This window comes from Burkholderia pyrrocinia (genome assembly GCF_003330765.1).
In the GTDB taxonomy this organism is placed as follows: domain Bacteria; phylum Pseudomonadota; class Gammaproteobacteria; order Burkholderiales; family Burkholderiaceae; genus Burkholderia; species Burkholderia pyrrocinia_B.
This window is the reverse complement of sequence record NZ_CP024902.1, coordinates 918,245-945,012: the sequence shown is the minus strand read 5'-3', so window position 1 is coordinate 945,012 and position 26,768 is coordinate 918,245. Positions and strand designations below refer to the sequence as shown.

Below are 26,768 nucleotides of genomic sequence, written 5' to 3'. Positions count from 1 at the left end.
ACTTCGTGCGCCATCGCCACCGGTTTTCGCAAGATAGCTAAGCAAGCGGTGCCACCCTGGGGGGCCACGCGAGACTGAAATCCTCGCGATCGAGGGTCAGGTTGGGGCTATAGCAAGGATCATCCAGCAACATCTTGCCCCAACGCTGCGTCATATGCGCGGTTTCACGCTGGAAGCGCAGTTGGTTGGCGGGATCGGTTTCCGGGCCGCGTGTCGCAGACTCGTGGTGATACAACTCGGCAAACGGCGTCCATACGTTCCGGTAACCGGCCTCGCGAACGCGCAAGCAGAAATCGACATCGTTATAGGCCACGGCCAGATTCTGTTCGTCCAGCCCCCCGACCTCCCGGTAGATCGACCTGCGTACCAACAGGCAAGCAGCCGTCACCGCCGAGAATCCGCTGACGAGACCGGCACGCCCGAAGTAGCCACGCGTCGTCCTTGGAACGTGCTTGTGCGCGTTGCCAGCGACGCCGAGAATTCCCAACACGAGACCTGCATGCTGCACGGTATCGTTCGGATACAACAATTTTGCCCCGACCGCGCCCACTCCGGGCTGCAGCGCCAGACCAGCCATTTCGGACAACCAGTCCGGAGAAATGATTTCGATGTCGTTGTTGAGCAAACAAACAAACTCGCCGTTGGCGGACGCTACCGCGGCGTTATTCAGCGCCGAATAATTGAACGGTCGCTCGTCCCTCAAGACCCGAATTCTGGGGTTCTCAACGAGGGACTCAAAATAAAGCAACGCTTCGGCATCGTCCGAGCCATTGTCAACGATCAGGATTTCGTAATTTTCGTAAGTCGTGCGTTCGAGAATGCTACCGATGCATTGACGCATCAGTTGCACTGCATTGCGGGTCGGAATAATCAGCGTAATAAGCGGTGGCTGCGCCGGCAGCGCATACCTGACACGATAGCCATATCCGATGTATTCGGCATGTGCCGCCACGTCCAGCCTGCCGATATGCTCATTGATGGCCTTTTCGCCGACAACTGCCGCATAGGGCTTCGCTTCGACACCGCTCGACGTGCTGGTTGAATGAATCCGCCAGTGGTAGAGCACCCGAGGAATATGACGAATGGCAGCCGCATCGACGCGCTCGATGCAACGCAGCGCGAGATCGTAGTCTTGCGACCCCTCATAGCCAATGCGAAACCCGCCGACTTCGTCCAGCAGTGCCTTCTGGTAGACCCCAAGGTGGCTGAACATATTGTGCGAATGGAATAGATCCGGATTCCATTCACATTTGAAATAGGGATCCCTGCGCCTGCCACCCTCGTCGATCTTGTCCTCGTCCGAATAAATCAGACGGATGGACGGGTTGCGCTCGATCGTATCCGCCACGCAGTAGAGTGCATGTTCCGGCAGCAGATCGTCGTGATCCAGCAATGCAACCCACTCCCCGGTTACCAGACCGAGCGCGCTGTTCGAAGCCGCGGAAATATGGCCGTTGGTTTCGCGGAATACCACCTTGATCCGCGAATCCTGCGCTGCATAACGCTCGAGCAACGGACGAATCGCCGGGTCCGGAGAGCGATCGTCCGCGATGCACAGCTCCCAGTGAGGATAGAGCTGGCGCCGCACGGATTCAATCGCTTCCGCCAGCCACTCGGGACGGGGGTTGTAGACCGGCATCACCACCGAGATCAGCGGCGCTTTTGAGAACTCGCCGATGCGGCGCCCCATCGCCTCTCGCATGGCATCGTCGATCCGATCGTGACGACTTACCCAGTTCGCATAATCCTCCGGATCGATTGCCCCGGGCGCACCGGCCATCATCCACGTGAGCTTGCGCTTGACCCCGCCGAAACCTTCACGGCGATAGACGGCATAGCCCTGGCGCAACATGGCGCCAAGGTTCCTGCCCCCGGTTATCCGACCTACGAGCGAACTGACTTTTGACAATGTCATCTGAATGACGGCGAGACTCAAGCTACTGCCGCCTCGTACTGCGACACCACCTCGTCCGCCGGACCGAATGCGCGAACCCGGCCCCGCTCCATCCACAGCGCCTTGTTGCAAACCTTGCGAATTTCGCTGTTCGAATGCATCGCCAGTACGACGATCTCCGCGCGACTATGCAGGTCCGCCAATCGCGCTTCCGCCTTATGCATGAAAGACGCGTCGCCTACGCCCATCACTTCATCGAGCAACAGGATCTCGGCGTCGACCGCGGTAGACACGGCGAATGCGAGTCGCACCCGCATGCCGCTGGAATAGGTACGAATCGGCAAATCGAGATAGTCGCCGAGTTCACAGAACTCCGCGATACTCTGCTGCTTCTGCCGTATCTCGGCGTCCGACATTCCGAGCAGCAGGCCTCTCAGTCGAATATTCTGCATACCGGTGGAATTTTCATCCATGCCGAGACTGATATCCAGCAACGGTACAGCCTTGCCGATGCGCGACACGGCCCCGGCTGTCGGCGGGTAGATACCCGCCATCACACGCAACAACGTCGACTTTCCCGCTCCGTTGTGCCCGATCAGCCCAATACGATCGCCACGCTCAAAGCGGACGTTGACGTCGTCAAGTGCGCGCACGACGATCACACCGTCACTGCCCTCGGCAATGCGATTGCGTCGCCCCATGCGCATGACCTGCTTCTTCAGCGAGCGTCCCTGCACGTCATAGATCGGCAAATCGAGCGTCACGTTCTTCAATTCGATATGGGCCACGATGTGCTCCTCAAACCCAGTACGGGATACGTTTCACATAACGACCGGTCAGCCACAAGGCGACGATCCAGCCTACCGCGGCCATACCGGCCGTGACACCCCACGTCAACGCGCTCGGCGGCTGCCCGATCAGCGGGCCACGCACGACGTCGAGCAGATATGCGAGCGGATTCCACTCGACAATGAAGGTATAGCGGTTCAACGCGTTGGGACGGAAGATGATCGGCGTCACGTAGAACGCGACCTGAAGCAATGCCGAGATGATCTGGGGAAGATCGCGAAAACGGGCGGACAACACGCCGACCGTCATCGCAATCCACAGAATGTTCAGGAGGTACAGCAGCAGGCCGGGGATGAACAAAGGCAAGGTTTCCCAGCTTTTCACGCCGAATATCGCCAGGAGCACGACGATGATCACCGCATTGTGAGTCATCACGATCAGGTTTCGCCACACCACCTGCAGCATGTAGATCAGCTTCGGCGTCGCCATTTGCCTGATGTAGGACGCGCTGTTGATGTATGCGACGCTGCCGTCCTGAATCGTCTGCGAAAGCAGCCCCCACATCACAAGACTCGCCGCCAGAAACGGAAGGTAGGCGTGCATATCCTGTCCGAAGAGCGTACCGTAGACGACGCCCAACGATCCGATCATGACGCCCATGCTGATCGTGAGCCAGAACGGGCCGACACGCGAGCGCGCATAGCGCTGCCGGATTTCCAGCCAGCCGAGCAGCGTCCATAGCCGCCAGGACACGATGCTTTGTTTTAGGTCTGCGATTGCGACAGTGAGCATGCGATTCTTCAATAATAGATAGTTAGACGACAAACCCTGGAATCCGCCGTAACCGATGGATTACAGCTCTCCCGAGCGTCCGGATAACCCATGCCAGATGCCAAGAAGCGAAAGTCGCAGGTGCGCCATTCGTGGCTGCATGAACAGCGCGTAGATCGCTAGCCGGACCGGCATCTTGACGAGTTCCGTCGACTTCCAGCTCCACGGCACGTAGGAACGCCGGATCAGTGCGATCGCGTTGCGGAACAGATAATAATGCCGAACCGCGCTGTGTCCTGGGTAGCTTCGCCCGAAAACCCTCACCGGCTCGCCGCCCAGTTCGTGCGTCAATCGCAACGCGGGCGCCCCGAGCACCGAATAGCCCTTCGAGCGCGCCCGGACGCACCATTCGAGATCGACGAAATCGATAAACAGTGCGTCGTCCATCGGGCCGATGTCGCGCCACACGTCGAGATTCACGCACGATCCCGACGTAATCAGAAAGTCGACCTCGATCGGCTGCACGCCCTCCGGCTGAACACGGCGCAGTTTCAGATACCCGAAGCGAACGAATGGTGCGACGCCGCCCAGCCGCGCATCCTCGTACGCGGGACCGACAAGCGCCACGCGACGATTGCGCATGCGCTCGGCCGCCAGTGTTCGGGGCAATTCAACCAGCAATTCGCTAGATGGTTCGCTATCCTGATCGAACAGCAATGCCGATCTGTAGCCTGCCGCCATCAGGCGCTCGACGCCCTGATTGAGCGCCGTCGCAATGCCGAGGTTAGCGCCGTTGGCGACATACTCAACCCGTGCGTCAAGTCCGAGCGCCTCCGGCGTCGACACACTCTCCGTGTTGTCGATCACCACGCACGGCCATACTTTGGCGAGCCGATTCGCACGAGCCACGCAACCGTGATCCGGTCGGTAGAACACGACCACGACACCGGCCCGCTCCTGATCCGCGGGATTCTGATTCAAGTTACTCACTCAGGCACAGCTTCAGCGCATCGGCCCAGTCCGGCAACCGCAACCCGAATGCTTCGGTCAGCTTGTCGTGCGACAGTCGCGAATTGGACGGACGCTTGGCAGGCACCGGGTAGTCGCTCGCCGGAATCGGCACGACCTTCGGCGCACGCTCGCCCATCGCGTTCGAAAAGATCGCTTCGGCAAACCCGTGCCACGACGTCGCGCCGGCCGACGTGAAGTGGTAAACGCCGGAGCGCCGCGCCCACCAGTCCGCGTCGCCAGCCGCCAGGGCTTGCGCAACGATATGCGATGTCGCGGTAGCGATGGTCTTCGACCACGTCGGCGCGCCGACCTGATCCGCAACGACGCGCAGTTCCGGACGCTCGCTGCCGAGCTTCAGCATCGTCAGCAGGAAGTTCTTGCCGCGACGCCCATACACCCAGCTCGTGCGCAGAATCAGGTGCGCGCACCCCGTCGCCGCGATGGCCTGCTCGCCTTCGAGCTTGGTCAGCCCGTACACGTTCTGCGGGTTAGTGGCGTCCGTTTCGACATAGGCACCCTCTTTGGTACCGTCGAACACATAGTCGGTCGAGTAATGAATCAGCGCTGCGCCGAGGCGCGCCGCCTCCTCCGCAAAAGCACGTGGCACGTCGGTATTCAGGCGACGCGCGGCGTCGACATCCGTCTCGGCCTTGTCGACGGCCGTATAGGCGGCAGGATTCACGATGATCGACGGTTTCAGCTCGCGCACGACGCTGCGCACCCGATCGAGATCGGACAGATCGAGCATCGAGCGATCGCACGCCACCACGCGCCCCAGGCCTTGCAACGAACGCAGCAGCTCGAATCCGACCTGTCCGTTCACGCCTGTCACGAGAATCGTCGGTTCAGAAGTCACACCTACCTCACGCATAGACTTCGGCTTCGCTCAGACGCTTGCCCGCGGCATCCTTCGCCGCCAGCAACGGTTCGAAGTCGATCGGCCACTCGATCCCGATCTCGGGATCGTTCCACACGATACTGCGCTCGTGCTCCGGGAACCAGTAGTCGGTCGTCTTGTAAAGAAACTGCGCGGCCTCCGACAGCACGACGAAACCGTGCGCGAAGCCGGGCGGCACCCACAGCTGCCGATGGTTGTCGTTCGACAGCACGACACCCACCCACTTGCCGAAGTTCGGCGAGCTCTTGCGAATGTCGACGGCGACGTCGAACACTTCGCCCTCGACCACGCGAACGAGCTTGCCCTGCGCATGCTGGACCTGATAGTGCAGCCCGCGCAGCACACCCTTCGACGAGCGCGAATGGTTGTCCTGCACGAATTCGACGCCGGGTTCGACCTGCTCGGCGAATTCCTTCCCGTTGAAGCTTTCGTAGAAGAACCCACGTGCATCGCCGAACACTTTCGGCTCGATGATCTTGACTTCGGGCAGCGCCGTCGACGTTACTTGGATGGCCATGCGACTTGATCCGTAAGAATGTTCTTGAGGTACTGACCGTACGCGTTCTTCGCGAGCGGCTGCGCGAGCTTCAGCACCTGCTCCGCGTCGATCCAGTTGCGGCGATAGGCGATTTCCTCCGGACACGCAACCACGAGGCCCTGCCGCTTCTGCAGCGTCGCGATGAAGCTGGCAGCCTCGATCAGCGAATCGTGTGTACCGGTATCGAGCCACGCGTAACCGCGCCCCATGATCTCGACATTCAGCGCGCCATCAGCGAGATACCGCGAATTCACGTCGGTGATTTCCAGCTCGCCGCGCGGCGACGGCTTGATGTCGGCCGCGATGTCGCACACGCGGTTGTCGTAGAAGTACAGGCCGGTCACCGCATAGTTCGAACGCGGCTTGGCCGGCTTTTCTTCGATCGACAGCGCGCGGAACGACTTGTCGAACTCGACGACGCCATAACGCTCCGGGTCATGCACGTGGTACGCAAAGACGGTCGCACCGGTTTCCTGCGCATGCGCACGCTCGAGTTGCTTCGCCAGGTCGTGGCCGTAGAAGATGTTGTCACCGAGGATCAGCGCCGACGGATCGTTGCCGACGAACTCCTTGCCGATGATGAAGGCCTGTGCGAGACCATCGGGCGACGGCTGCACCGCATACTGGATGTTCATCCCCCACTGGCTGCCGTCGCCGAGCATCGATTCGAAGCGCGGCGTGTCCTGCGGTGTCGAGATGATCAACACATCGCGAATGCCCGCGATCATCAGCGTCGACAGCGGATAGTAGATCATCGGCTTGTCGTAGACCGGCAGCAGCTGCTTCGATACGACGTGCGTGATCGGATACAGCCGGGTGCCGGAACCACCGGCGAGAATGATGCCTTTACGTGCCATCGCTCCTCTCCTCAATCGCGTTTCGCGTAGTTCGTCTCGACCCACTTGCGGTACTCGCCGGATGCGACTTCGTCGGCCCAGACCTGATTGTCGAGATACCAGTCGACCGTCTTTGCAAGCCCCGTCTCGAACGTTTCGGCAGGCTTCCAGCCAAGCTCGCGCTCGAGCTTGCGCGCATCGATCGCATAGCGGCGATCGTGGCCGGGCCGATCCGTCACATAGGTGATCTGGTCGCGGTAAGAACCCGCCGCCTTCGGACGCGCCTTGTCGAGCAGATCGCACAGCGTGTGCACGACTTCGAGGTTCTTCTTCTCGTTCCAGCCGCCAACGTTATACGTCTCGCCGGGTACGCCACGCGCGAGCACTTCGCGAATCGCGCTGCAGTGATCGCCGACGTACAGCCAGTCGCGCACGTTCTGGCCATCGCCATAAACGGGCAGCGGCTTGCCCGCAAGCGCGTTCGCGATCATCAGCGGGATCAGCTTCTCGGGGAACTGGTACGGGCCGTAGTTGTTCGAGCAGTTCGTCGTCAGCGTCGGCAACCCATACGTATGATGGTACGCGCGCACCAGATGGTCCGAACCCGCCTTCGTCGCGGAATACGGGCTGTTCGGCGCGTACGGCGTCGTCTCGGAGAATTGCGGATCGGTTGCGGACAGCGAACCGAACACCTCGTCGGTCGACACGTGCAGGAAGCGGAACGCCGCCTTGTCGGTGTCGCTCAGGCTGTTCCAGTATTGACGGGTTGCCTCGAGCAGCGTGAACGTGCCGACGACGTTGGTCTGCACGAAATCCGCAGGACCGTGGATCGAGCGATCGACGTGGCTTTCGGCGGCGAAGTGCAGCACGGCACGGGGCTTGTGCTCGGCAAGCAGCGCATCGAGCGCGTCACGGTCGCAGATGTCGACGCGTGCAAACACATGCTTCGGGTTCCCGTCCAGCGACTGCAGTGTGCGCAGGTTCCCCGCGTACGTCAGCTTGTCAACGTTGAGCACGGCTTCGTCGGATGCGCGCAGCCAGTCGAGTACAAAATTGGCACCGATAAAACCCGCGCCGCCCGTAACCAGGATCATGAGGCTCCCTCTAGTAATGCGCGGCAGACGTCATCAGGCGCCTGCCACATCAGATTCGCAAATGCTAGTAACTTGTGATCGCTACGTCAGACCGGGAATTTTAACCGCTCGACATGGCCTCCAAAGTCATGAAATGCTAATTTTGTTGGGGAAAACGACAATTATAGGGAGCCGTCCCCTGCAAAAGCCATGCCGCTAACAACTTGATACAGCGCTCCGAACCCTTGTTGAACATGAAATTTATTGCCAAATCAACGAACTATTACGGAACAGAAATTGCACAATGCCGCATTGAATGGATGATTCTTCCCGCACCATCGAACCTCGCAATATCCGCCGCCCTATGACCCGCACCCCCATCGCCATCGGTGACATCCAAGGCTGTCATTCTGCTTTCCAGGCGCTGCTCGAAAAGCTTTCAGCCCCCGCCGACACGCCGCTGTGGATCGCCGGCGACGTCGTCAACCGCGGGCCGGACTCCCTCGCCGCGCTGCGCGCGCTCGTCGATCTCGGACCGCGCGCGACCGTTGTGCTCGGCAATCACGACCTCCACCTGCTCGCTGTGTCCGCGGGCATCCGCACCGAACGCCCGGGCGACACCATCGGCGAGATTCTCGACGCGCCCGACGCCGAAGCGTTGCTCGACTGGGTCCGCCACCGCCCGTTCGTGCATGCGGAGAACGGAATGCTGCTCGTGCATGCGGGCGTACTCCCTCAATGGGACACCACGCTCGTGCTCGAACTCGCCGACGAACTGCAGCGCGCGCTGCGCGCGCCCGACTGGCGCGACACGCTGCAGAAGCTGTACGGGAACGAACCGAATCGATGGAGCCCGGACCTGAAGAAACGCGACCGGATGCGCGTCGCGTTCAACGCGTTCACGCGCCTGCGCTTCTGCACGCCCGACGGCGTAATGGAATTCAAGGCGAACGGCGGCCCCGACAGCGCGCCGCCCGGCTACCTGCCGTGGTTCGACGTACCGGGGCGCCGCACGGAGGACGTGACGGTCGTGTTCGGGCACTGGGCCGCGCTCGGCCTGATGCTGCGCGAGAACGTCGTCGCGCTCGATTCGGGATGCGTATGGGGAAACCAGTTGTCGGCCGTGCGGCTGACGGCCGATCCGGCGCAGCGCACGGTCACGCAGGTGCAGTGCGAAGCGTGCCGCGCGCCGGGCGGCGAGTGATTACGCGCTGATTCGTCCGACCGGGAAGCGCATCACCCCTCGCGCCCCGGCACGGGCTCCTCGGCCGCCCCATCGCCCGTCGCGCCGGCGCCGAGTTCGGTCGCCGGATATGCATGCCTGGCCAGCTCCGCGAGCGACTCGGCCGACGGCTTGCCGACCTTCGCCTGCAGCGTCACAAGCGCGGCCGCGATCGCGTCGCGCGCCGCCGCAGACGTCGTCCGCCGGTCGCCGCCCGGTGCGATCGGTTCGCACACATACAGATGCGCGACGAGCGGGCCGCCGCGCAACACCATGTCGAGCGACTTGCCGAGCGACAGCTCGCCCGTGTAGGCCGGCGCGACCGACTGCCGCCGCTGCGCGTCCTCGTACATCAGGCAGATCGGCTGCACCGCGCAGCCGGCCGATACCGCGGCCTGGAACAGGTTCGCGTGGAACGGCAGCAGTTCCTGGCCGTCGGTCGTCGTCCCTTCCGGAAACACGCACATCAGCCCGCCGTTGCGCAGGCGCTCGGCCATCTCGTGCATGATCCGCATCGCCTCGGTGCGCTTCTCGCGCTGCAGGAACACGGTGTCGAGCTTCTCGGCGAGCCAGCCGACAACCGGCCACTGCCGCACCTCGGCCTTCGACACGAACGGCGTCGGCCGCCACGCGTTGATCGCGTAGATGTCGAGCCACGACACGTGATTGCCGACCACGAGCGCGCTCGCGTCGAGCCGCGCGCCGTCGTTATGGACGACGACGCGCATCCCGCAGATCCGCAGCATCTTGAGCGACCAGCGGCGGATCATTTCGGCGCGGCGCGCGGGCGTGACGTGAGAAAACCGCAGCGCGACGATCGCCATGCCGCGCAACAGGTGAAAGACGAGACGCAGCTTGCGAAGGGCGGTCATGGCGAGGGTCCGGCGTGGTTCAGTGGCGCTCGAACGCGATCTGTCCGGCAACGAGCGTCGTACTCACGCAAGCGGGCAGTTCGTAGCCGAGGAACGGCGAGTTGTGGCCCTGGCTCTTCAGCGCACGCGGTTCGACGCGCCAGTGCGCGCGCGGGTCGAACACGCACAGGTCGGCCGCGCCGCCTTCGACCAGGCGGCCGACCGGCAGCTTCAGCACGTCGGCCGGCGCGGACGTGATGCGGCGCAGCGCCTGCGCGAGCGGCGTGCGCGTCTCGTCCGCCCACTTCAGCGTCAGGGACAGCAGCAGCTCGAGCCCCGTCGCGCCGGGCGTCGCTTCGCCGAACGGCAGCAGCTTCTCGTCGTCGTCGACGGGCGTGTGGTCGGAGCAGATCGCGTCGATCGTGCCGTCGGCGAGCGCCGCGCGGATCGCTTCGCGGTCGCGCTCGCTGCGCAGCGGCGGGTCGAGCCGGAACTGAGAATCGAAGTAGCCGATGTCGACGTCGATCAGGTGCAGATGGTTCACGCCGACGTCGCAGGTCACGGGCAGCCCTTCGGCCTTCGCCGCGCGCACGAGCGCAAGGCCGGCCGCCGACGACAGCCGCGCGAGGTGCACGCGCGCGCCCGTCACGCGCATCAGTTCGAAAATCGTGTGCAGCGCGATCGTCTCGGCCGCGACCGGCACGCCGGACAGCCCGAGCCGCGACGCCAGCGCGCCGCTCGCGGCGACGCCGCCGCGGCCGATGAACGCGTCGAGCGGGCGCAGCCACGTGGTGTAGCCGTAGGTGCTCGCATACTGCAGCGCGCGCAGCAGCACCTGCGTGTCGCGCACCGGCACGTTGGCCTGCGTGAAGCCGACGCAGCCGGACTCGGTCAGCGCGACCATCTCGGTGATGACTTCACCCTTGAGGCCGACCGTCAGCGCGCCGAGCGGATGAACGTTCGCCTGCTGCAGATTGCGCGCGCGGAACTTGAGCATTTCGACGAGGCCCGGCTCGTCGAGCACGGGATCGGTATCCGGCGGGCACACGAGGGTCGTGACGCCGCCCGCGACGGCCGCGGCCATCTCGGACGCAAGCGTCGCCTTGTGCTCGTAGCCGGGCTCGCGCAGCCGCGCGCACAGGTCGACGAGACCGGGCGCGACGATCAGGCCCGACGCGTCGATGGTCTTCGCGGCGTTGAAATCGGCCGGTGCCGCCGCGCCCGCCTCGCCAATCGCGGCGATCTTGCCCCCCGCGACGAATACGTCGGCCTGCCGCTCGGTGCCGGCGACCGGGTCGATCAGCGTGCCGCCTTTGATATGAATCTTCATGCGCTGTCTGTGAATGCGTTGATTGCGTGAAAGGGATGCGCGAAAGCGGGCTCAGTCGCTGTTGCCGGCGACGATGCCCATCACCGCCATCCGCACGGCGATACCGAACGTGACCTGGTTGAGGATCACCGATTGCGGGCCGTCGGCGACCTGCGAATCGATCTCGACGCCGCGATTCATCGGGCCCGGGTGCATCACGATCGCGTCGGGCGCGGCGAGCGCAAGGCGCTCGGGCGTCAGACCCCAGGTCTTGAAATACTCCTGCGCGGACGGCAGCAGTGCGCCGCTCATCCGCTCGTTCTGCAGGCGCAGCATGATGATCACGTCGACGCCCTTCAGCCCTTCGTCGAGGTTGTGGAACACCTTCACGCCCATCTGCTCGAGGCCGCCCGGCAGCAGCGTGCGCGGGCCGATCGCGCGCACTTCCGGCACGCCGAGCGTGGTGAGCGCGTGGATGTCGGAGCGCGCGACGCGCGAATGGAGGATGTCGCCGACGATCGCCACGCGCAGCTTCGTGAAGTCGCGCTTGTAGTGACGGATCGTGTACATGTCGAGCAGGCCCTGCGTCGGGTGCGCATGGCGGCCGTCGCCGGCGTTGATCACGTGCACGTGCGGCGCGCAGTGCTCGGCGATCAGGTACGGCGCGCCGCTCGACGCGTGGCGCACGACGAACAGGTCGGCATGCATCGCCGACAGGTTGTTGATCGTGTCGAGCAGCGATTCGCCCTTGCTGGTCGACGACGCATTGATGTTCAGGTTCAGCACGTCGGCCGACAGGCGCGTCGCGGCGATCTCGAAGGTCGTGCGGGTGCGCGTCGAGTTCTCGAAGAACAGGTTGAACACGGACTTGCCGCGCAGCAGCGGCACCTTCTTCACTTCACGGTCCGTCACGCTGACGAACTGCTCGGCCGTATCGAGGATGTGGTTGACGATCGAGCGCGGCAGGCCCTCGATCGACAGCAGGTGCTTCAGCTCGCCGTTTTTCGTGAGCTGCGGGTTGCCCTTCAGGAAACCGTAGCGGAACCGGTCGGGGCTCGCGGTCGCAGCGGGATTGCCGGTGCGGCCAGTGGTGTCGGTGGTCATGGTGTGCGTGATTCCAACTATGCAAACGGGCCGCGGTGCGAACCAGCGGCCCGGAAAACGGTTTCGCGTGTCGTTCAAGCGCCGTGCGCCTCGACGCGCAGCGTGAACTGCGCGGCATCGTCGCGCGCGAGCACGAGCGTCGCGCCGGCCGGCACGTCGAGCGCGCCGCCCGCGAAGCGCGCGGCGACCGGCAGCTCGCGGCCGCCGCGATCGGCGAGCACCGCGAGCTCGACCGCGGCCGGACGGCCGTAGTCGAACAGCTCGTTGAGCGCCGCGCGCACGGTGCGCCCGGTGTACAGCACGTCGTCGACGAGCACGATGCGCGCACCGTCGATCTCGAACGGCAGCGCCGTCGGGCTCGCCTGGCTGTGCAGGCCCTTCTTCGCGTAGTCGTCGCGATGCAGCGCAACGTTCACGACGCCAAAGGCCGGCGCGCCGAGATCGCGCGCGAGGCGCTCGGCGAGCCACGCGCCGCCGCTATAGATGCCGGCGAGCCGCGGGCCGCCCGGTTCGGCGAACGCCGTACCGTACGCGGCGCGGATCTGGTCGAGCAGGACGCGGTAAAGCGCCTCGGCGTCAATGGTGCTCATGGTCGGACAATTGATCGAGATACTGTTGAAGGATGACGCGCGCGGCCTCGGCATCGAGCATCTCGGCCCGTGCGCGGCCGCGCACATTGCGCTCGCGCAGCCCGGCCTCGGCCTCGACCGACGAATAGCGCTCGTCGACCCACGTGACGGGCAGCCCGAAGCGGCCGTTCAGCTGGTTGCCGAAGCGCTTCGCCTGCTGCGTCATGTCGTGCGGCGTGCCGTCCGGATGCATCGGCAGGCCGACGACGAGCGCGTCCGGCCGCCATTCGGCCAGCAGGTCGCCGACCGCCTTGAAGCGGTGTTCGCGGTTCAGGTTCTGGATCACGACGAGTGCGCGGGCCGAGCGCGTCAGCGCATTGCCGATCGCGACGCCGATCCGCTTTTCGCCGTAGTCGAACGCCAGGAGCGTCGCATCACGCGCGCTCGCGCCACTCATGCGTGCCCTGCTTCGCCGGACAGCATCGACGAACTGACGCCGAGCAGGCCGAGCGCGGCTTCGAAACGCTCCTCGGCCGGTGTGTCGAACACGATGCGCGGATCGGCGGCCACGGTCAGCCAGCCGTTGCGGGAAATTTCTTCCTCGAGCTGCCCTGCACCCCAGCCCGCATGGCCGAGCGTCAGCAGGAAGCGCTTCGGGCCAGTGCCTGTCGCGACCGCCTCGAGCACGTCCTTTGACGTCGTCATCTCCAGCCCGCCCTCGACGGACATCGACGAGTTGTAGCTCGCGCCTTCCACCGGCTCGTGCAGCACGAAGCCGCGCTCGGTCTGGACCGGGCCGCCGAAGTACACCGGAATGTGCAGCAGCGGCTCGATGTCGAGCTTCAGGTCGATGCGGTTGAACAGCGATTCGAGGTCGATGTCGGTGGGACGGTTGATGACGAGGCCGAGCGCACCGCGCTCGCTGTGATCGCAAAGATAGACCACCGTTCCCGAAAACGTCGGATCGGCCATGTTGGGCATGGCGATCAGGAACTGGTTGGTGAGATTGATGCGATCGGAAGGCTTTGACATGGTTTGAATTTTAGCAAAGACGCCGCGGCCTGACCGGGCCGCGATCAACAAGCAACGCCGCGCCGCGCTGGCAACGGCGCGCGCGGATCACATGGCACTCTAACACGCGCGCGGGCGCTGTCGGCAGCCTGTTGCGGGCCCGCGCGGCAAGGGCCGCCGCCGCGTGTCCGTCCCCTTGTTCGTCAGGTCCGGCCGAGCGCCGCGCCAAGCGCCGCGGACGCCGCAGTGAGGTCCGGCGGCGCGACGCCGGCCGCGATCTTCAGCAGCGCCGCGCGCAACATGTCGGACGCGTGACCGTGCGCGTCGAGGCCGCCGTCGGCGAGCGGCACGCCGTGCGCCGCACGGCGCCACGCCAGGCCGAGCGTATCGGCCAGCAGCGCCGCGTGGCCGAGCCCGAGCGCGCACGCCGCCGTACCGACCCGGTAGGCGGCGCCGGACGCGTGCCACGCGGCGCCCGCGTCGGCTGCGGCCGGATCGGCCGCGAGGTCGGCCATCGACGCATCGGCCGTCTGCAGGAAATCCTCATATGCATGCGCATTGACGGTCACGACGCCGAGCGCGCGGGTCGGCGCGACGGCAACCGCGTCGTGCTCAGCCCGCGCGGCATCGGCCTCCCACAGCGCTTCGGACGCGGGCGTGCCGGCGACGTGCCAGTCGACCGTCAGCCCGTAGTCGTGCAGCACGTCGACGAGCGCGACGTCCTCGGCCGCGGCGCCGAACAGCGCGAAATCGCGCCACAACAGCGCAATCGTCTCGCGCACGAGTTCGGGCGGCGCGCTGCGCCGGCCCTGCGCGTGCTCGCCGAGCAGCAGGTTCGTCCGCGCGAGAAAGCGCTTCAGCTCGGGCGCGCTGCTTGCGCGCAGCGCGCGCAGGCACGCGGTCGCGAGCCGCCAGAAATCGTACGGCCCGTCGTCGGCGAGCGCGGCCAGCATCGCATCGAGTTCGTCGAGCGCCGCGTCGGGCGCGCCGTGCTGCGCACGCAGCACGCCGAGCAGCGCCTGCTCGTAGCGGGCGCGTATCCGGGTCGCAATCGCATCGGGCAGCGCGCGCAGCGTGGCCGGCGGCACCGCACGGCCGACGAGCGCGAGCGCGTCGAGCGGCGCGCTCGCGCGCAGGTCGGCTGCGCTTTGCGCACGCAACGCACGGAAATGCTCGAAGAGAACGGGCGAGCAGGCGAGCTCGCGCAGGTTGTGGCGCCCGACGGCTGCGCGGAAATCGCGCAGCGCGGCACGCCAGCCGGCCGAAGTCGGCTCGACAGCGACGAGCGGCGCGGCGGCCGACAGTTGCCCCGCGAAACGCGCGGCCGAAAGCCAGCCGGCTTCCGCCAGCACGGCCGCGGCAGCGGACAGCGGCGCGGCCGCGTCGTCGCGACGCTCGAATGCGTCGGCAGCAGCCGCAAGCCACGCGTCGGCCGCGCGCACGGCCCCGCCACGCGGGTTGGGCAGTGCGTCAGGTTGGGGAACGTTCGCCGGATCGGACGTCATGGACACGCGCGCCTGTCATCGTCAAGTTGCTCGCGCCAACCTCGGTGCGCGAGCGCCGGGCCGATGCGAGGCCTGAGCGGTGTGTCCGTGGGCCAAGGGTCCGATCAGATCTGGACCATCTCGAAGTCTTCCTTGCGAGCGCCGCATTCAGGACACGTCCAGTTGATCGGGACGTCTTCCCAGCGCGTGCCCGGGGCAATGCCCTCTTCCGGCAGCCCGGCTTCTTCGTCGTAAATCCAGCCACAAATCAGGCACATCCAGCTCTTGTATTCCATCTTAAGCCGCGTTGGGAAAGTCGGTAAATTCGGGAGCCATGATGGTACCGTGTCGGGGCCGGACTGCCTAGCAATCGCGCTGGAGTACGGCGACTACGTTGCGCTGCGCTAAAAAATCCGTCGTGCGAGCCGGATTCCGCCGCATAATGGCTGAAAAGTGCGGCCTGCCGGGCAACACAGGGCCGAAAAAGCCCATTTCGCCTCGCCGTCCGCATGTCCGTCGCTTTCCCGTTTTTCTCTTGCCCCATTTTTACATGTCCAGCAACGCCCCTCCGATCGTCCTCACCTTCGGCCTGTCCGATCCCACCGGCGGCTCTGGCATCCAAGCCGATCTGATGACCCTGGCGAGCATGGGCTGTCACGGCGTGTCCGTCCTGACGGGCTACACCGTGCGCGACTCGGCCGCCTGCGACGAAGTGACCGGCCTCGATCCCGACGTCGTCGCCGCCCAGGCGCGCATGCTGCTCGAAGACATGCCGGTTGCCGCGTTCAAGATCGGCGCGGCGACGCGCGCGGAAGTCGTGAGCGCGATCGCCGAGGTCGTCGCCGACTACGACGGCGTGCCGCTCGTGCTCGCACCGGACTTCACGCTCGACGACGAGCACGTGCTCGCGGCCGACGACCTGCGCGAATCGATCGCCGACCTGCTGGCGCCGCAGACGACGCTGCTGGTTGCCGACTACGCAACGCTGATCGCGCTCGCGCAGCCTGACGGCGACGCCGAGGCGCCGAATCTCGACGCGGCCGTCTCGCACCTGCTGTCGCAGGGCTGCGAGTACATCCTGACCTCCGAGATGGGCTCGCACCGGCTCGTCAACACGCTATACGGCGAGGAAGGCCAACTCCGCGAAGACATGTGGGATCGCTCGCCGCATCGGCTGATGGGCATCACCGACACGCTCGGCGCGGCCATCGCGGCGCTGCTCGCGAACGGCCAGGAGCCGCCCGAGGCAGTCCGCGAGGCGCAGGAGTACCTGTACCAGGCCGTGCGCGACGCGTTCCGGCCCGGCATGGGCGCGCACCTGCCCGATCGGTTCTTCTGGGCGCGCAGCAACGAAGACTCGGACACGCCGCCGGCCGCGAAGGTCGACCCGGTGCCGAGGACGTCGCACCGGCATTGAAACACGCGCGGCGGGCGTGAACGCCCGGCCCGCGCGCGCATCGAATCCCGCGCGCCAATAAAAAAAGACCCGCATCGCTGCGGGTCTTTTCTTTTGGCTGGAACGCGCATCGCTGCGCGTTCCGGACACCATCGACCGAAGTCGATTACATGTCCATGCCCATGCCGCCCATGCCGCCCGGCATGCCGCCAGCCATCGGCGCGTCTTCCTTCGGCAGTTCTGCGACAGCTGCGTCCGTCGTCAGCAGCAGGCCGGCAACCGAAGCTGCGTTCTGCAGTGCGGTGCGCGTGACCTTGGTCGGGTCGACAACACCGGCTTCGACCATGTCGACGTACTCGCCCGTCGCTGCGTTGTAGCCGTAGTTGCCCTTGCCTGCAGCAACTGCCGCTACCACGACGCTGGCTTCTTCGCCGCCGTTCGCGACGATCTGGCGCAGCGGCTCTTCCATTGCGCGCAGCACGATCTTGATACCGGCGTTCTGATCGGCGTTGATGCCCGTCAGGCCAGCGATCGCGGTGCGAGCGCGGATCAGCGCGACGCCGCCGCCGGCCACGATGCCTTCTTCCACAGCTGCGCGCGTTGCGTGCAGTGCGTCTTCGACACGTGCCTTCTTTTCCTTCATTTCGACTTCGGTCGCAGCACCGACCTTGATCACTGCCACGCCGCCGGCCAGCTTGGCCACGCGCTCTTGCAGCTTTTCACGGTCGTAGTCCGACGTCGCTTCTTCGATCTGCGCGCGCACTTGCTTCACGCGTGCTTCGATGTTCGTGGCTTCGCCTGCGCCGTCGATGATCGTCGTGTTTTCCTTGCCCACTTCGATGCGCTTCGCCTGGCCCAGTTCTGCCAGCGTTGCCTTCTCGAGCGTCAGGCCGGTTTCTTCCGCGACGACTTGACCGCCGGTCAGGACCGCGATGTCTTCCAGCATCGCCTTGCGACGATCGCCGAAGCCCGGCGCCTTGACCGCAACGGTCTTCAGGATGCCGCGGATGTTGTTGACGACCAGCGTTGCGAGCGCTTCGCCTTCGACGTCTTCAGCGATGATCAGCAGCGGACGGCCAGCCTTCGCGACTTGCTCGAGCACCGGCAGCAGATCACGGATGTTCGACACCTTCTTGTCGTGCAGCAGCACGAACGGGTTGTCGAGGACGGCGACTTGCTTGTCCGGGTTGTTGATGAAGTACGGCGACAGGTAGCCGCGGTCGAACTGCATGCCTTCGACGACGTCGAGTTCGTCGGCCAGCGACTTGCCGTCTTCGACGGTGATCACGCCTTCCTTGCCGACCTTGTCCATCGCTTCAGCGATGCGATCGCCGATCGACGAATCGCTGTTCGCCGAGATCGAGCCGACCTGTGCGATTTCCTTGTTCGTCGTGCACGGCTTGCTGATCTTCTTCAGCTCTTCGACAGCCGCTGCGACTGCCTTGTCGATGCCGCGCTTCAGGTCCATCGGGTTCATGCCCGATGCGACGTACTTCATGCCTTCGCGAACGATCGATTGCGCGAGGACGGTTGCCGTCGTCGTGCCGTCGCCTGCGTTGTCGCTGGTCTTGGAAGCGACTTCCTTGACCATTTGCGCGCCCATGTTCTGGAGCTTGTCCTTCAGCTCGATTTCCTTCGCGACCGACACACCGTCCTTGGTGACCGTCGGGCCGCCGAAGCTGCGCTCGAGCACCACGTTGCGGCCCTTCGGACCCAGCGTGACCTTGACTGCGTTGGCGAGAATGTTCACGCCTTCGACCATCTTCGAACGGGCGGAATCGCCGAATACGACGTCTTTAGCTGCCATCTTCTAACTCCTTGAATTCTTGGGAATATGTACCGTTGGAGGACGCTTACTTGGCGTTGACCACGGCCATGATGTCTTCTTCGCGCATGACCAGCAGTTCCTGGCCGTCGACCTTCACGGTCTGGCCGGCGTACTTGCCGAACAGGACGCGATCGCCGACCTTCACGTCGAGCGCGATCAGGGCGCCCTTGTCGTCGCGCTTGCCCGGGCCGACCGCCAGGATTTCACCCTGGTCCGGCTTCTCGGCTGCTGCTTCGGGGATCACGATGCCCGAGGCGGTCTTGGTTTCCTGATCCAGGCGCTTGACGATCACGCGATCGTGCAAAGGACGAAGGTTCATATTCACTCCTCTCTTGACTGAGATTGAAGAACGCTTAGGGAATCTGCCCGGCGGATCGCCCGGCAGAGAATTGTTAGCACTCACGTGCAGCGAGTGCTAATTATATGGACGGGTTTTGACAAATTCAAGAAGGGAAACCAGACGAATTTTCAGGGCGGCGAGGCAGCGGGGAAAACGCACGAAAACAGCACAAAACCCTTTTAAAACAAGGTCATGACGGCCACTACCCGCCTTACAGGCGGGCCTGCGCCGCCCGCAACCCCCATCCAGCCCCGTTTGGACACCGGGTAAGCACGGAGTTCCTGCAGCCGGCGACATCGCATCAAAAAATCTGCGCCGACGCCGATCCGGCACACCGCAACGCCGCCTTCACGCACGCCGCACGCCCGTTGCGCGCCCTCCCCGCGAAGCATCGATCCGCATCGAACCATTCATTATCATTACATCGATATTTACGGTTTACCTCTGCACCAAACACCCGCCGAGCCTTATCCGTAAGCTCCCTTATTACAATCAGTAATTCAGATGCGAATCATTCTCGTTTGCATTGACTTTCGCATTTGATACTCCTACGATGCGCCGCGTTGCGCTCTTCTTCCTGCCTTCGCCGATCGGTGCCGAGCGCCCGGACAGCGGCCGACAAGCAGCACTCCACACCAAATAGAACCAGGGATTTGATATGAAGGTTGCGTCGTTCCACGGAGACAGCGTCCGCGCCCGGATGCGCCCCGCCGTCCGTGCGGCCCTCGTCGCGTGCGCGACGCTCGCCAGCACGGTCGCGTTCGCCGGCACGCCGGTCGACGCGCAGCCCGAAGCGCCCGAGGCCGATCTCGCTATCCAGGCGAAGCCGACCAACATGTGGACCGGTATCTGGACCCGCCAGACCCTGCTCGGCGACATGGGCGGCATCCGCCCGTGGCTCGGCAAGTACGGCGCGACGCTGCAGATCACCGAAACCAGCGAATACCTCGCGAACCTGCGCGGCGGCCTGAACCGAGGCGGCACGTACGACGGGCTGACGACGGCGACACTGACGGTCGACACGCAGAAGGCGATCGGCCTGCCCGGCGGCACCTTCAACGTCAGCGCGCTGCAGATCCACGGCCGCAACCTGAGCGCAGCGAACCTCGGCACGCTCAACACCGCGAGCGGCATCGAGGCGCAGGACACGACGCGCCTGTGGGAGCTGTGGTACCAGCAGTCGTTCCTCGACAAGCGCGTCGACGTGAAGATCGGCCAGCAGAGCCTGGACCAGGAATTCATGGTCAGCACGTACGCGAACACGTTCGTCAACACGATGTTCGGCTGGCCCGCGCTGCCGTCATACGACCTGCCCAATGGCGGCCCCGCCTATCCGCTCGCGGGCCTCGGCGTGCGCGTGCGCGCACAGATCACACCGAAGCTCACCGCGCTCGCGGGCGTGTTCGACGGCGATCCGCTCGGCAACAACCCGACCAACCTGAGCGGCACGAACTTCAACCTGCACAACGGCACGCTCTACATCGGCGAGCTGCAGTACGCGCTGAACCAGCCGTCCGACGGCGAAATGGACACCGGCCGCTCGAACGGGCTGCCGGGCACCTACAAGATCGGCGTCTGGTATCACAACGGCCGCTTCGCGGACCAGAACGTCGGCACCGACGGGCTGTCGCTCTCGGATCCCGCGTCGAACGGCAACGCGCGGCAGCGTCACGGCAACTACAGCTTCTACGCGGTGGCCGACCAGATGATCTGGCGCCCCGACCCAACCGGCCCGCGGAGCCTCGGCGTGTTCGCGCGCGTGATGGGCGCGCCGGGCGACCGCAACCTGGTGAGCTTCTCGGCCAACGCGGGCGTCGTGCTGAAGGCGCCGTTCGAAGGCCGCGACAACGACAGCGTCGGCCTCGGCGTCACGTACATCCAGGTCGGCCGCCACGTGACCGATCTCGACCAGACCGCGCAGACGTTCGCGACGGGCCCGTACGGCGTGCGCACCCGCGAGACGGCCATCGAGGCGACCTACCAGTACCAGGTCAACCCGTGGTGGGTGATCCAGGCCGACGCGCAGTACACGTTCAATGCAGGCGCCGGCCAGAACCCGAGCGACGCAACCCAGCCGCTGCGCAACACGTTCGTGCTCGGCGCGCGCACGACCATCACGTTCTGAGCGCCGCACCCACGCCACCCGTTTTTCGCGCGCCACCACGGCGGCGCGCCCCCCAGGAGAGACCCAGATGATTCAATCCGCCCCGCTTCGCCGCCTCGCGACGGGCGCACTGGCCGCCGCCGCGCTGACGGCCGCCGCCGGCGCGTTTGCCGAGCCGCAAGGCTTCCTCGAGACGCTGCATCGCCACACGCTGCTCGTCAACACGGTGCCCGACAACGGCGACCAGAACCCGTACGCGATCGCGGTCGCGCCGGTGTCGGCCGGCACGATCCAGGCCGGCGACGTGCTCGTCGACAACTTCAACAACGCGGCGAACCTGCAGGGCACGGGCAGCACGATCGTCAACTACCGCCCGTCGACGAAGCAGATGAGCGTGTTCGCGACGATTCCGCGCGACCTGAAGGCATGCCCGGGCGGCGTCGGCCTGTCGACCGCGATGACGATGCTGAAGTCGGGCTGGGTGATCGTCGGCAGCACGCCGAGCAACGACGGCACGACGTCGACGAAGGGCGCCGGCTGCCTGATCGTGCTCGATCCGCAAGGCAAGATCGCATCGACGTGGTCGAGCCCGAACATCAACGACCCGTGGGGCAACATGGCCGTGGTCGACCGCGGCGACGGCGCGACGCTGTTCGTCAGCATGGCCGGCTTCGGCGTCGGCGGCGCGGACGGCAACCCACCCGTCTACAAGCAGGCGACGGTGCTGCGCCTCGACGTCGACGTACCGGCCGGCAAGCCTCCCGTCATCAAGCAGGAAACGGTCGTCGCGAGCGGTCTCGGCGCGCAGGCCGACAAGGGCGTGTTCCTCGTCGGCCCGACGGGCCTCGCGCTGTCGGGCGACCAGAAGAAGCTGTACGTGTCCGACGCGATCGGCAACCGGATCGTCGAGATCGACGATCCGCTCACGCGCGACACGAGCGCGGGCGTCGGCCGCCAGGTCACGGCCGACGGCTTCCTGCACCGCCCGCTCGCGCTCGCGACCGCGCCGAACGGCCATCTGCTCGCAACCAATGCGCTGAACGGCCAGGTCGTCGAGATCGATCCGGCCGCCGGCAAGCAGCTCTACGCACGCTGGATCGACACCGACAAGGCGCAATCGCCGCCCGGCAACGGCGACCTGTTCGGGATCGCGATGACGCCGGCCGGCGACGGCTTCTATTACGTCCAGGACGACGTCAACACGCTGATGCTCGCGAAGTAACGGAGCCGACCATGGCAGACGATTCGAACCCGCCGTCGCGCCCTGCGCGCCGCGGCTTCCTGAAAGCCGGCGGCGCGGCGGTGGCCGCCGGCCTCGCTGCGGGCGCGATGCCGGCCGCGCGCGCGGCCGATGCCGCCACGGCCGCCCCGGATGCGCACGCGCACGACGACGACCTCGAGCCGTTCTACGGCAAGCACCAGGGCGGCATCACGACGCCGCAGCAGCGCAACGCGTATTTCGCGGCGCTCGATCTCGCGACCGACAAACGCGCGGACGTGATCGCGCTGCTGAAGACGTGGACCGACGCGGCCGCACGCCTGACGCGCGGCGACACCGCGCAGCCGCTGCCGGCGACCGGCGGCGACGACGCAGCGCCGGCCGACTCGGGTGACGCGCTCGGCATCGGCCCGTCGCGGCTGACGATCACGTTCGGCTTCGGGCCCGGCCTGTTCGCAGTCGCGGGCAAGGACCGCTACGGCCTCGCGAAGCAGCGCCCGGCCGCGCTCGTCGACCTGCCGCGCTTCAACGGCGACCAGCTGATTCCGGAGAAGACGGGCGGCGACCTGTTCATCCAGGCGTGCGCGAACGACGCGCAGGTCGCGTTCCATGCGGTGCGCCAGCTCGTGCGCCTCGGCGGCAAGGCCGTGCAGATGCGCTGGGGCCAGGCCGGCTTCACGTCCGGCAAGCCGGGCGAGACGCCGCGCAACCTGATGGGCTTCAAGGACGGCACGATGAACCCGTCGCGCGACGACCCGGCCGCGATGAACGCATTCGTGTGGGCCGGCAACGAAGGCCCTGCGTGGATGAACGGCGGCACCTATACGGTCGTGCGCCGCATCCGCATCACGCTCGAACACTGGGACAACACCGAGCTCGGCTTCCAGGAGCAGGTGTTCGGCCGCAAGAAGTACAGCGGCGCGCCGCTCGGCGGCAAGCAGGAATTCGACGCGCTCGACCTCGACGCGGTCGACAAGGACGGCAATTCGGTGATCCCCGACAACGCGCACGCGCGTCTCGCGTCGCCGCAGCTCAACAACGGCGCGCAGATCCTGCGCCGCGCGTATTCGTACAACGACAGCGCGAACTTCTACATCGAGCGCTGGCCGCCGTGGCGCCAGCAGACCGAGTACGACGCGGGGCTGATGTTCGTCGCGCACCAGCGCGACCCGCGCAAGGGCTTCATCCCGATCAACGAGAAGCTCGCGAAGCTGGACATCATGAACCAGTTCACCACGCACGTCGGCAGCGCGATCTTCGCGTGTCCGCCGGGCGCGCAACCCGGTTCGTACATCGGCGCCGCGCTGTTCGACGCGTAACGACATCACGACGCAACGACACGCGATGCACCCGACGCACCCTTTTCCCGGCCCGTCCGGATGCAACCCACGACGACGACGTGCTCGCGCGTCTCGATGCCGATACCGACGTGCTGGTGCGCGTACGCGTGCCGGGGCACCGGTGTCCGGCCGTCGGCGAACGCGTCGCACTGGTGGTGGACGGCGCGGTGATGGCGTACGCGCGCTGAGCGGCGCGGATCGTCGTCACGCGCCGTCACGCATCGGCGCAGCCTGCCCCCGACAGCGGCCGGAACGTCCGGCCTTCCGTCTCGACTGCCGCGCCCAGCAGCCGCGCGAGACCCTTCGCGCCTTCGCGCATCACGACGTCGTGATTCCATCGGAACAGCGGACGCGCGAGCGGCTCCAGCCAGTTCATCCAGCGCACGTGCGTGCGGATGTGCCAGTCGTAGCGCACGACGGTGCACGCGCCGTCGCCGGCGAACGACCAGCATCCGTCGCCTTCGATCGCGCCGCTCGCACGGCCTTCGAGCGCATGCGGCGGCTCGACGCGCCAGACGCGCATGTCGAAGGTCAGCCGGTACGGCAACGCGCCCTTCCACGTATACCGGTGCAGCGCGCCGACGCCGCGCGCGTCGCCCTGCTCGATCTCGACGGTGCGCACGGCACCCTTCCACCAGTCGGGCCAGCGGTCCACCTGGTAGATCGCGTCCCAGACTGCCGCGAGCGGGGCGTCCACACGCCATGTCGTCGAGAACCGGTATTCCGCCATGCAGCCTCCGGCATCCCCGTCAGGGGCATCAATCAGGGCACGAATCAGGACACCCATCAGGGCGCGAAGAAGCGCTCGGGAAATGCGACGTCGATCTCGACATCGTCGAGCGTTACGGTTTCGAGCGGCACGTCGTCATCGTCCGCGAAGCTGACGACCTTCAGCGGAAAGCCGTCCTCGGTGTCCAACCACAGCCGGTAGCGATGCACGCCGTCGATCGCGTGCGCGGGCGCGCCCGTGACCGACACGCGCAACGCGGTCCGGCCGCCGACGGCCTCCTCGCCTTCGGTCACCGTCGCGCCGCCTTCCTGCAGCGCATGAACGTTGCGCAGCAGTTCGCCGACGTCCGACCGGTCGACCCGGTGGCCGCTGCGGTCGCGCACGAGCGGATTGGACGGCGACAGTGTCAGCGCGGGCGGCGCATGCGCGCCGAACGGGCGCAGCCGCACCTTGCCGTCGCCGGGGTCGTACGCGAGCACCGCGCCGTGATGAGGCGACACGAAATCCATCCGGACGAAGCCGGGTTTCAGGTACGCGTAGTGGATTTCAGTGTGTTCGCCGCCTCGCGCCGATGAGCGGATCGTCGCGCGGTACGAGCGGACGTGATCGAAATGCGCCTGCGCAACGGTCACGGGATCGGCGGTCATGCTCGCTCCTATCAGGCTCGCGGCCAGCAACGCGGCGATCACGGCGCCGCCTCGACATCGAGCACGCCTTCCATCCCGCGCTCGCGATGGCTCCTGAAAAACAGCAGCCGATGCGTGCAATAGTAGGCGAACCGGCCCGGCTGCGCCGGAGTGAAGCGAAAGGTCTTCGGCGTCGTGCCGAGCTCGGTGTGCACCGAGATGCCGGCCTGCGGCGCATCGATTTCGAAACTGTGCGGCACCACGCCGGGCTCGGCCGACACGGTCAGCTCGACCGGCACGTGCGCCCGCACGATCACATGGTTCGGACGGAAGAAATAGCTGCCGCCGACGATCGCCACCCGCTGCACGCCGTCGGCGTCGACCGGCACGCGCACGGGCGCGTCGCCGTCCGCCCGCGCAAGCGCGCCGCCCGCGGCGAGCGCCGCCAGCACCGGCATCAGCACGAGCACCTTCGTCATCGTCATCTTCATCGCGTGCTCCCTGTCGGCGCCGCGCGTCATCCCTTCCACGCGTCGGTCGAGCCGCCGAGCGCGCCGCACGCTTCGATCGCGATCTCGCGCAGGCGCCGTTCGTCGCCACGGCCGGACAACGCGTAGCCCATGCCTCGATCCGACCAGAAATACGTGTAGCGGCCGTCGGCCGACATCGCCTGCGGCGCAAGGCGCCGCGTGTCGTACGCGGTCATGTACAGCGTCACGCGCTCGCCGTCCGGGCGCTGGTACATGAACTGCGCGGCCGGCCCCGCTTCGCCGGGGAGCAACCGGCCGCCCAGCAGCGCGTAGCCGTATTCGTCGAGCGACGGCGCGCGCACGGGCCGCCCGACTCGCGCCGACAGCCACGCGGCGAGACGTTCGGGATTGCCCGCGCCCACCTCGACCGGATGCTCGCGATCGGCTGCGTACACGGCATACGCGACATCCGCACGCGCGGCGAACGCCGGTTCGCTGCCAAAGACCGCCCAGCCCGCATGCAGCGCGACGCCGATCAGCAGCCCGGCCGCCAGCCCCGCGAACGCATACGCAAACCCGCGCCGGCGCGGCGCGCGACGCTGCACGAACAGCGCCGGCGCGGCGCCCGGCAGCGGAAACAGCGCCTGCAGCGCGTCGCGCTGCGCGCGGTAATGCGCGAATCGTTCGGCCTCCTCCGGATCGGCCTGCAGGCGCTCGAGCATCTCGCGGCGCTCGTGCCCGGACAGCTCGCCGTCCAGCAACGCGGACAGCAGTTGCGCCGACGCATCGTCGTCTCGCTCGTTCGAAGGCTTGCGCGGATCGTCCATCATGTCTTCCTGATCACCCGTAATGCGGTCGCGCCGTGCGCCGACGGCTCGTCCAGCAGTGCGCGCATCTGCCCGCGCGCCCGCGCGAGCCGCGACATCACCGTTCCCACCGGCACGCCGAGCACCTGCGCGGCGTCGCGATAGCTCAACTCTTCAAGCGCGACCAGCAGCAGCACCTCGCGCTGTTCGACCGGCAGCCGGTACAGCGCGCGCTGCACGTCGCGCAGCACCAGCCCGCCGATCTCGCCGGCCGGCGCGGCCATCGTCTGCCACGGCGCCGTCGCGTCGTCGACCGCGATCTCGTGCCGCGCACGCAACTGGTCGATGAAACGATGCCGCAACAGCGTCAGCAGCCACGCGCGCAGGTTGCCGCCATCGCGTGGCGGCCGGTTCAGTGCACGCTCGAGCGTGTCCTGCACGAGATCGTCCGCCCAGGCCCGGTCGCCCGTCAGCGCGCGCGCGTAGCGCGTGAGATGCGGCAACCACACCAGCAGATCCGATTCATAGCTCATCGGGATGTCTCGCGCC

The 26,768-nt window shown here is 66.0% G+C and carries 29 protein-coding genes; 6 read left to right on the top strand and 23 right to left on the bottom strand.

All coding sequences use genetic code 11. From position 1 onward, the window contains the following. Window positions 1-37 precede the first annotated feature (37 nt). From CUJ89_RS04470 to rfbB, 8 genes are read right to left on the bottom strand one after another with little or no spacing between them, the layout of a single operon-like run. Window positions 38-1,915 (bottom strand): glycosyltransferase family 2 protein, encoded by a 1,878-nt coding sequence (locus CUJ89_RS04470; RefSeq protein WP_114176301.1) that lies wholly within the window; start codon window positions 1,913-1,915, stop codon window positions 38-40. Window positions 1,916-1,932: 17 nt separating this feature from the next. Then, the gene (locus CUJ89_RS04465) at window positions 1,933-2,682 is read right to left on the bottom strand and encodes an ABC transporter ATP-binding protein (protein WP_114176300.1); all 750 of its coding nucleotides are present in this window, start codon (window positions 2,680-2,682) and stop codon (window positions 1,933-1,935) included. A gap of 10 nt (window positions 2,683-2,692) precedes the next feature. After that, complete coding sequence (locus tag CUJ89_RS04460) at window positions 2,693-3,475, bottom strand: ABC transporter permease (RefSeq protein ID WP_114176299.1); 783 nt, start codon at window positions 3,473-3,475, stop codon at window positions 2,693-2,695. A 60-nt stretch (window positions 3,476-3,535) separates the two neighbouring features. Continuing rightward, window positions 3,536-4,435 carry a glycosyltransferase family 2 protein gene (locus CUJ89_RS04455; RefSeq protein ID WP_236654920.1) on the bottom strand — a complete coding sequence of 300 codons (900 nt, stop codon included), beginning with the start codon at window positions 4,433-4,435 and terminating at the stop codon, window positions 3,536-3,538. A gap of 1 nt (window position 4,436) precedes the next feature. Then, on the bottom strand, window positions 4,437-5,336 hold the full coding sequence (rfbD, locus tag CUJ89_RS04450) for a dTDP-4-dehydrorhamnose reductase (RefSeq protein ID WP_114176297.1): 900 nt from the start codon (window positions 5,334-5,336) through the stop codon (window positions 4,437-4,439). Further along, window positions 5,329-5,880: a dTDP-4-dehydrorhamnose 3,5-epimerase gene (gene rfbC / locus CUJ89_RS04445; protein WP_114176296.1), complete on the bottom strand. Its 552-nt coding sequence runs from the start codon at window positions 5,878-5,880 to the stop codon at window positions 5,329-5,331. The genes rfbD and rfbC overlap by 8 nt, the downstream gene beginning before the upstream one ends. Continuing rightward, the gene (gene rfbA, locus CUJ89_RS04440; RefSeq protein ID WP_114176295.1) at window positions 5,865-6,758 is read right to left on the bottom strand and encodes a glucose-1-phosphate thymidylyltransferase RfbA; all 894 of its coding nucleotides are present in this window, start codon (window positions 6,756-6,758) and stop codon (window positions 5,865-5,867) included. Before rfbA ends, rfbC begins: the two co-directional genes overlap by 16 nt. 11 nt (window positions 6,759-6,769) lie before the next feature. Then, complete coding sequence (rfbB, locus tag CUJ89_RS04435; protein ID WP_114176294.1) at window positions 6,770-7,831, bottom strand: dTDP-glucose 4,6-dehydratase; 1,062 nt, start codon at window positions 7,829-7,831, stop codon at window positions 6,770-6,772. A gap of 343 nt (window positions 7,832-8,174) precedes the next feature. On the opposite strand from rfbB, the gene CUJ89_RS04430 reads away from it, so the two are divergent. Continuing rightward, window positions 8,175-9,014, top strand: a complete 840-nt coding sequence (locus CUJ89_RS04430) for a symmetrical bis(5'-nucleosyl)-tetraphosphatase (protein ID WP_114176293.1) — start codon at window positions 8,175-8,177, stop codon at window positions 9,012-9,014. A gap of 32 nt (window positions 9,015-9,046) precedes the next feature. Here CUJ89_RS04430 and CUJ89_RS04425 read toward each other — a convergent pair whose 3' ends face one another. From CUJ89_RS04425 to CUJ89_RS04390, 8 genes are all read right to left on the bottom strand, one after another. Beyond that, complete coding sequence (locus CUJ89_RS04425) at window positions 9,047-9,904, bottom strand: lysophospholipid acyltransferase family protein (protein ID WP_114176292.1); 858 nt, start codon at window positions 9,902-9,904, stop codon at window positions 9,047-9,049. A 19-nt stretch (window positions 9,905-9,923) separates the two neighbouring features. Beyond that, window positions 9,924-11,213 (bottom strand): dihydroorotase, encoded by a 1,290-nt coding sequence (locus CUJ89_RS04420; RefSeq protein WP_114176291.1) that lies wholly within the window; start codon window positions 11,211-11,213, stop codon window positions 9,924-9,926. A gap of 51 nt (window positions 11,214-11,264) precedes the next feature. Then, the gene (locus CUJ89_RS04415; RefSeq protein WP_041492755.1) at window positions 11,265-12,296 is read right to left on the bottom strand and encodes an aspartate carbamoyltransferase catalytic subunit; all 1,032 of its coding nucleotides are present in this window, start codon (window positions 12,294-12,296) and stop codon (window positions 11,265-11,267) included. A 74-nt stretch (window positions 12,297-12,370) separates the two neighbouring features. Continuing rightward, entirely contained in the window at window positions 12,371-12,886 is a 516-nt protein-coding gene (pyrR, locus tag CUJ89_RS04410; protein ID WP_114176290.1) for a bifunctional pyr operon transcriptional regulator/uracil phosphoribosyltransferase PyrR, read from the bottom strand. After that, window positions 12,873-13,322 (bottom strand): Holliday junction resolvase RuvX, encoded by a 450-nt coding sequence (gene ruvX, locus CUJ89_RS04405; protein ID WP_027788201.1) that lies wholly within the window; start codon window positions 13,320-13,322, stop codon window positions 12,873-12,875. Before ruvX ends, pyrR begins: the two co-directional genes overlap by 14 nt. Beyond that, window positions 13,319-13,897, bottom strand: a complete 579-nt coding sequence (locus CUJ89_RS04400) for a YqgE/AlgH family protein (protein WP_011351143.1) — start codon at window positions 13,895-13,897, stop codon at window positions 13,319-13,321. Before CUJ89_RS04400 ends, ruvX begins: the two co-directional genes overlap by 4 nt. 182 nt (window positions 13,898-14,079) lie before the next feature. Then, on the bottom strand, window positions 14,080-15,381 hold the full coding sequence (locus CUJ89_RS04395; protein WP_114176289.1) for a hypothetical protein: 1,302 nt from the start codon (window positions 15,379-15,381) through the stop codon (window positions 14,080-14,082). Between the two features lie 104 nt (window positions 15,382-15,485). Next, window positions 15,486-15,656 carry a rubredoxin gene (locus tag CUJ89_RS04390; protein ID WP_004186709.1) on the bottom strand — a complete coding sequence of 57 codons (171 nt, stop codon included), beginning with the start codon at window positions 15,654-15,656 and terminating at the stop codon, window positions 15,486-15,488. 254 nt (window positions 15,657-15,910) lie between these two features. Here CUJ89_RS04390 and CUJ89_RS04385 point away from each other — a divergent pair, with 254 nt between their 5' ends. Continuing rightward, window positions 15,911-16,777, top strand: coding sequence for a hydroxymethylpyrimidine/phosphomethylpyrimidine kinase (locus CUJ89_RS04385; protein ID WP_114176288.1), 867 nt, complete (start codon window positions 15,911-15,913; stop codon window positions 16,775-16,777). A gap of 145 nt (window positions 16,778-16,922) precedes the next feature. On the opposite strand, the gene groL is transcribed toward CUJ89_RS04385, so the two are convergent. Together groL and groES are read right to left on the bottom strand one after the other, a co-directional pair. Next, window positions 16,923-18,563 (bottom strand): chaperonin GroEL, encoded by a 1,641-nt coding sequence (groL, locus tag CUJ89_RS04380; protein ID WP_114176287.1) that lies wholly within the window; start codon window positions 18,561-18,563, stop codon window positions 16,923-16,925. A gap of 46 nt (window positions 18,564-18,609) precedes the next feature. Beyond that, entirely contained in the window at window positions 18,610-18,903 is a 294-nt protein-coding gene (gene groES / locus CUJ89_RS04375; protein ID WP_069746035.1) for a co-chaperone GroES, read from the bottom strand. A 679-nt stretch (window positions 18,904-19,582) separates the two neighbouring features. Here groES and CUJ89_RS04370 point away from each other — a divergent pair. From CUJ89_RS04370 to CUJ89_RS38830, 4 genes are all read left to right on the top strand, one after another. Next, window positions 19,583-21,049: a carbohydrate porin gene (locus tag CUJ89_RS04370; RefSeq protein ID WP_114176286.1), complete on the top strand. Its 1,467-nt coding sequence runs from the start codon at window positions 19,583-19,585 to the stop codon at window positions 21,047-21,049. 67 nt (window positions 21,050-21,116) lie between these two features. Continuing rightward, window positions 21,117-22,250 (top strand): hypothetical protein, encoded by a 1,134-nt coding sequence (locus tag CUJ89_RS04365; RefSeq protein WP_114176285.1) that lies wholly within the window; start codon window positions 21,117-21,119, stop codon window positions 22,248-22,250. Between the two features lie 11 nt (window positions 22,251-22,261). After that, complete coding sequence (gene efeB / locus CUJ89_RS04360) at window positions 22,262-23,566, top strand: iron uptake transporter deferrochelatase/peroxidase subunit (protein WP_114176284.1); 1,305 nt, start codon at window positions 22,262-22,264, stop codon at window positions 23,564-23,566. Window positions 23,567-23,646: 80 nt separating this feature from the next. Continuing rightward, on the top strand, window positions 23,647-23,775 hold the full coding sequence (locus CUJ89_RS38830) for a hypothetical protein (RefSeq protein ID WP_265341761.1): 129 nt from the start codon (window positions 23,647-23,649) through the stop codon (window positions 23,773-23,775). A gap of 26 nt (window positions 23,776-23,801) precedes the next feature. Here the strand turns inward: CUJ89_RS38830 and CUJ89_RS04350 are convergent, their stop codons facing one another. From CUJ89_RS04350 to CUJ89_RS04330, 5 genes are read right to left on the bottom strand one after another with little or no spacing between them, the layout of a single operon-like run. Continuing rightward, the gene (locus CUJ89_RS04350) at window positions 23,802-24,317 is read right to left on the bottom strand and encodes an SRPBCC family protein (protein WP_114176283.1); all 516 of its coding nucleotides are present in this window, start codon (window positions 24,315-24,317) and stop codon (window positions 23,802-23,804) included. Between the two features lie 56 nt (window positions 24,318-24,373). Next, entirely contained in the window at window positions 24,374-25,006 is a 633-nt protein-coding gene (locus CUJ89_RS04345; protein ID WP_114176282.1) for a LolA family protein, read from the bottom strand. After that, entirely contained in the window at window positions 25,003-25,434 is a 432-nt protein-coding gene (locus CUJ89_RS04340; RefSeq protein WP_415859035.1) for a quinol oxidase, read from the bottom strand. The genes CUJ89_RS04345 and CUJ89_RS04340 overlap by 4 nt, the downstream gene beginning before the upstream one ends. 26 nt (window positions 25,435-25,460) lie before the next feature. Beyond that, window positions 25,461-26,243 carry an anti-sigma factor family protein gene (locus CUJ89_RS04335; protein ID WP_114176281.1) on the bottom strand — a complete coding sequence of 261 codons (783 nt, stop codon included), beginning with the start codon at window positions 26,241-26,243 and terminating at the stop codon, window positions 25,461-25,463. Continuing rightward, complete coding sequence (locus CUJ89_RS04330) at window positions 26,240-26,752, bottom strand: sigma-70 family RNA polymerase sigma factor (protein ID WP_114176280.1); 513 nt, start codon at window positions 26,750-26,752, stop codon at window positions 26,240-26,242. The genes CUJ89_RS04335 and CUJ89_RS04330 overlap by 4 nt, the downstream gene beginning before the upstream one ends. Between the last annotated feature and the right edge of the window lie 16 nt (window positions 26,753-26,768).

Excerpts from the sequence above, each read along its gene's own strand:
- rfbD (WP_114176297.1), bottom strand. The coding sequence starts at position 5,336 with ATGCGTGAGGTAGGTGTGACTTCTGAACCGACGATTCTCGTGACAGGC.
- efeB (WP_114176284.1), top strand. The coding sequence starts at position 22,262 with ATGGCAGACGATTCGAACCCGCCGTCGCGCCCTGCGCGCCGCGGCTTC.
- CUJ89_RS04335 (WP_114176281.1), bottom strand. The coding sequence starts at position 26,243 with ATGATGGACGATCCGCGCAAGCCTTCGAACGAGCGAGACGACGATGCG.
- CUJ89_RS04340 (WP_415859035.1), bottom strand. The coding sequence starts at position 25,434 with ATGAAGATGACGATGACGAAGGTGCTCGTGCTGATGCCGGTGCTGGCG.
- CUJ89_RS04365 (WP_114176285.1), top strand. The coding sequence starts at position 21,117 with ATGATTCAATCCGCCCCGCTTCGCCGCCTCGCGACGGGCGCACTGGCC.
- rfbC (WP_114176296.1), bottom strand. The coding sequence starts at position 5,880 with ATGGCCATCCAAGTAACGTCGACGGCGCTGCCCGAAGTCAAGATCATC.
- CUJ89_RS04415 (WP_041492755.1), bottom strand. The coding sequence starts at position 12,296 with ATGACCACCGACACCACTGGCCGCACCGGCAATCCCGCTGCGACCGCG.
- rfbA (WP_114176295.1), bottom strand. The coding sequence starts at position 6,758 with ATGGCACGTAAAGGCATCATTCTCGCCGGTGGTTCCGGCACCCGGCTG.
- CUJ89_RS04390 (WP_004186709.1), bottom strand. The coding sequence starts at position 15,656 with ATGGAATACAAGAGCTGGATGTGCCTGATTTGTGGCTGGATTTACGAC.
- CUJ89_RS04350 (WP_114176283.1), bottom strand. The coding sequence starts at position 24,317 with ATGGCGGAATACCGGTTCTCGACGACATGGCGTGTGGACGCCCCGCTC.
- CUJ89_RS04370 (WP_114176286.1), top strand. The coding sequence starts at position 19,583 with ATGAAGGTTGCGTCGTTCCACGGAGACAGCGTCCGCGCCCGGATGCGC.
- CUJ89_RS04430 (WP_114176293.1), top strand. The coding sequence starts at position 8,175 with ATGACCCGCACCCCCATCGCCATCGGTGACATCCAAGGCTGTCATTCT.
- rfbB (WP_114176294.1), bottom strand. The coding sequence starts at position 7,831 with ATGATCCTGGTTACGGGCGGCGCGGGTTTTATCGGTGCCAATTTTGTA.
- CUJ89_RS04420 (WP_114176291.1), bottom strand. The coding sequence starts at position 11,213 with ATGAAGATTCATATCAAAGGCGGCACGCTGATCGACCCGGTCGCCGGC.
- groES (WP_069746035.1), bottom strand. The coding sequence starts at position 18,903 with ATGAACCTTCGTCCTTTGCACGATCGCGTGATCGTCAAGCGCCTGGAT.
- pyrR (WP_114176290.1), bottom strand. The coding sequence starts at position 12,886 with ATGAGCACCATTGACGCCGAGGCGCTTTACCGCGTCCTGCTCGACCAG.
- CUJ89_RS04470 (WP_114176301.1), bottom strand. The coding sequence starts at position 1,915 with ATGACATTGTCAAAAGTCAGTTCGCTCGTAGGTCGGATAACCGGGGGC.
- CUJ89_RS04400 (WP_011351143.1), bottom strand. The coding sequence starts at position 13,897 with ATGTCAAAGCCTTCCGATCGCATCAATCTCACCAACCAGTTCCTGATC.
- ruvX (WP_027788201.1), bottom strand. The coding sequence starts at position 13,322 with ATGAGTGGCGCGAGCGCGCGTGATGCGACGCTCCTGGCGTTCGACTAC.
- CUJ89_RS04385 (WP_114176288.1), top strand. The coding sequence starts at position 15,911 with ATGTCCAGCAACGCCCCTCCGATCGTCCTCACCTTCGGCCTGTCCGAT.
- CUJ89_RS04425 (WP_114176292.1), bottom strand. The coding sequence starts at position 9,904 with ATGACCGCCCTTCGCAAGCTGCGTCTCGTCTTTCACCTGTTGCGCGGC.
- CUJ89_RS04460 (WP_114176299.1), bottom strand. The coding sequence starts at position 3,475 with ATGCTCACTGTCGCAATCGCAGACCTAAAACAAAGCATCGTGTCCTGG.
- CUJ89_RS04395 (WP_114176289.1), bottom strand. The coding sequence starts at position 15,381 with ATGACGTCCGATCCGGCGAACGTTCCCCAACCTGACGCACTGCCCAAC.
- groL (WP_114176287.1), bottom strand. The coding sequence starts at position 18,563 with ATGGCAGCTAAAGACGTCGTATTCGGCGATTCCGCCCGTTCGAAGATG.
- CUJ89_RS04330 (WP_114176280.1), bottom strand. The coding sequence starts at position 26,752 with ATGAGCTATGAATCGGATCTGCTGGTGTGGTTGCCGCATCTCACGCGC.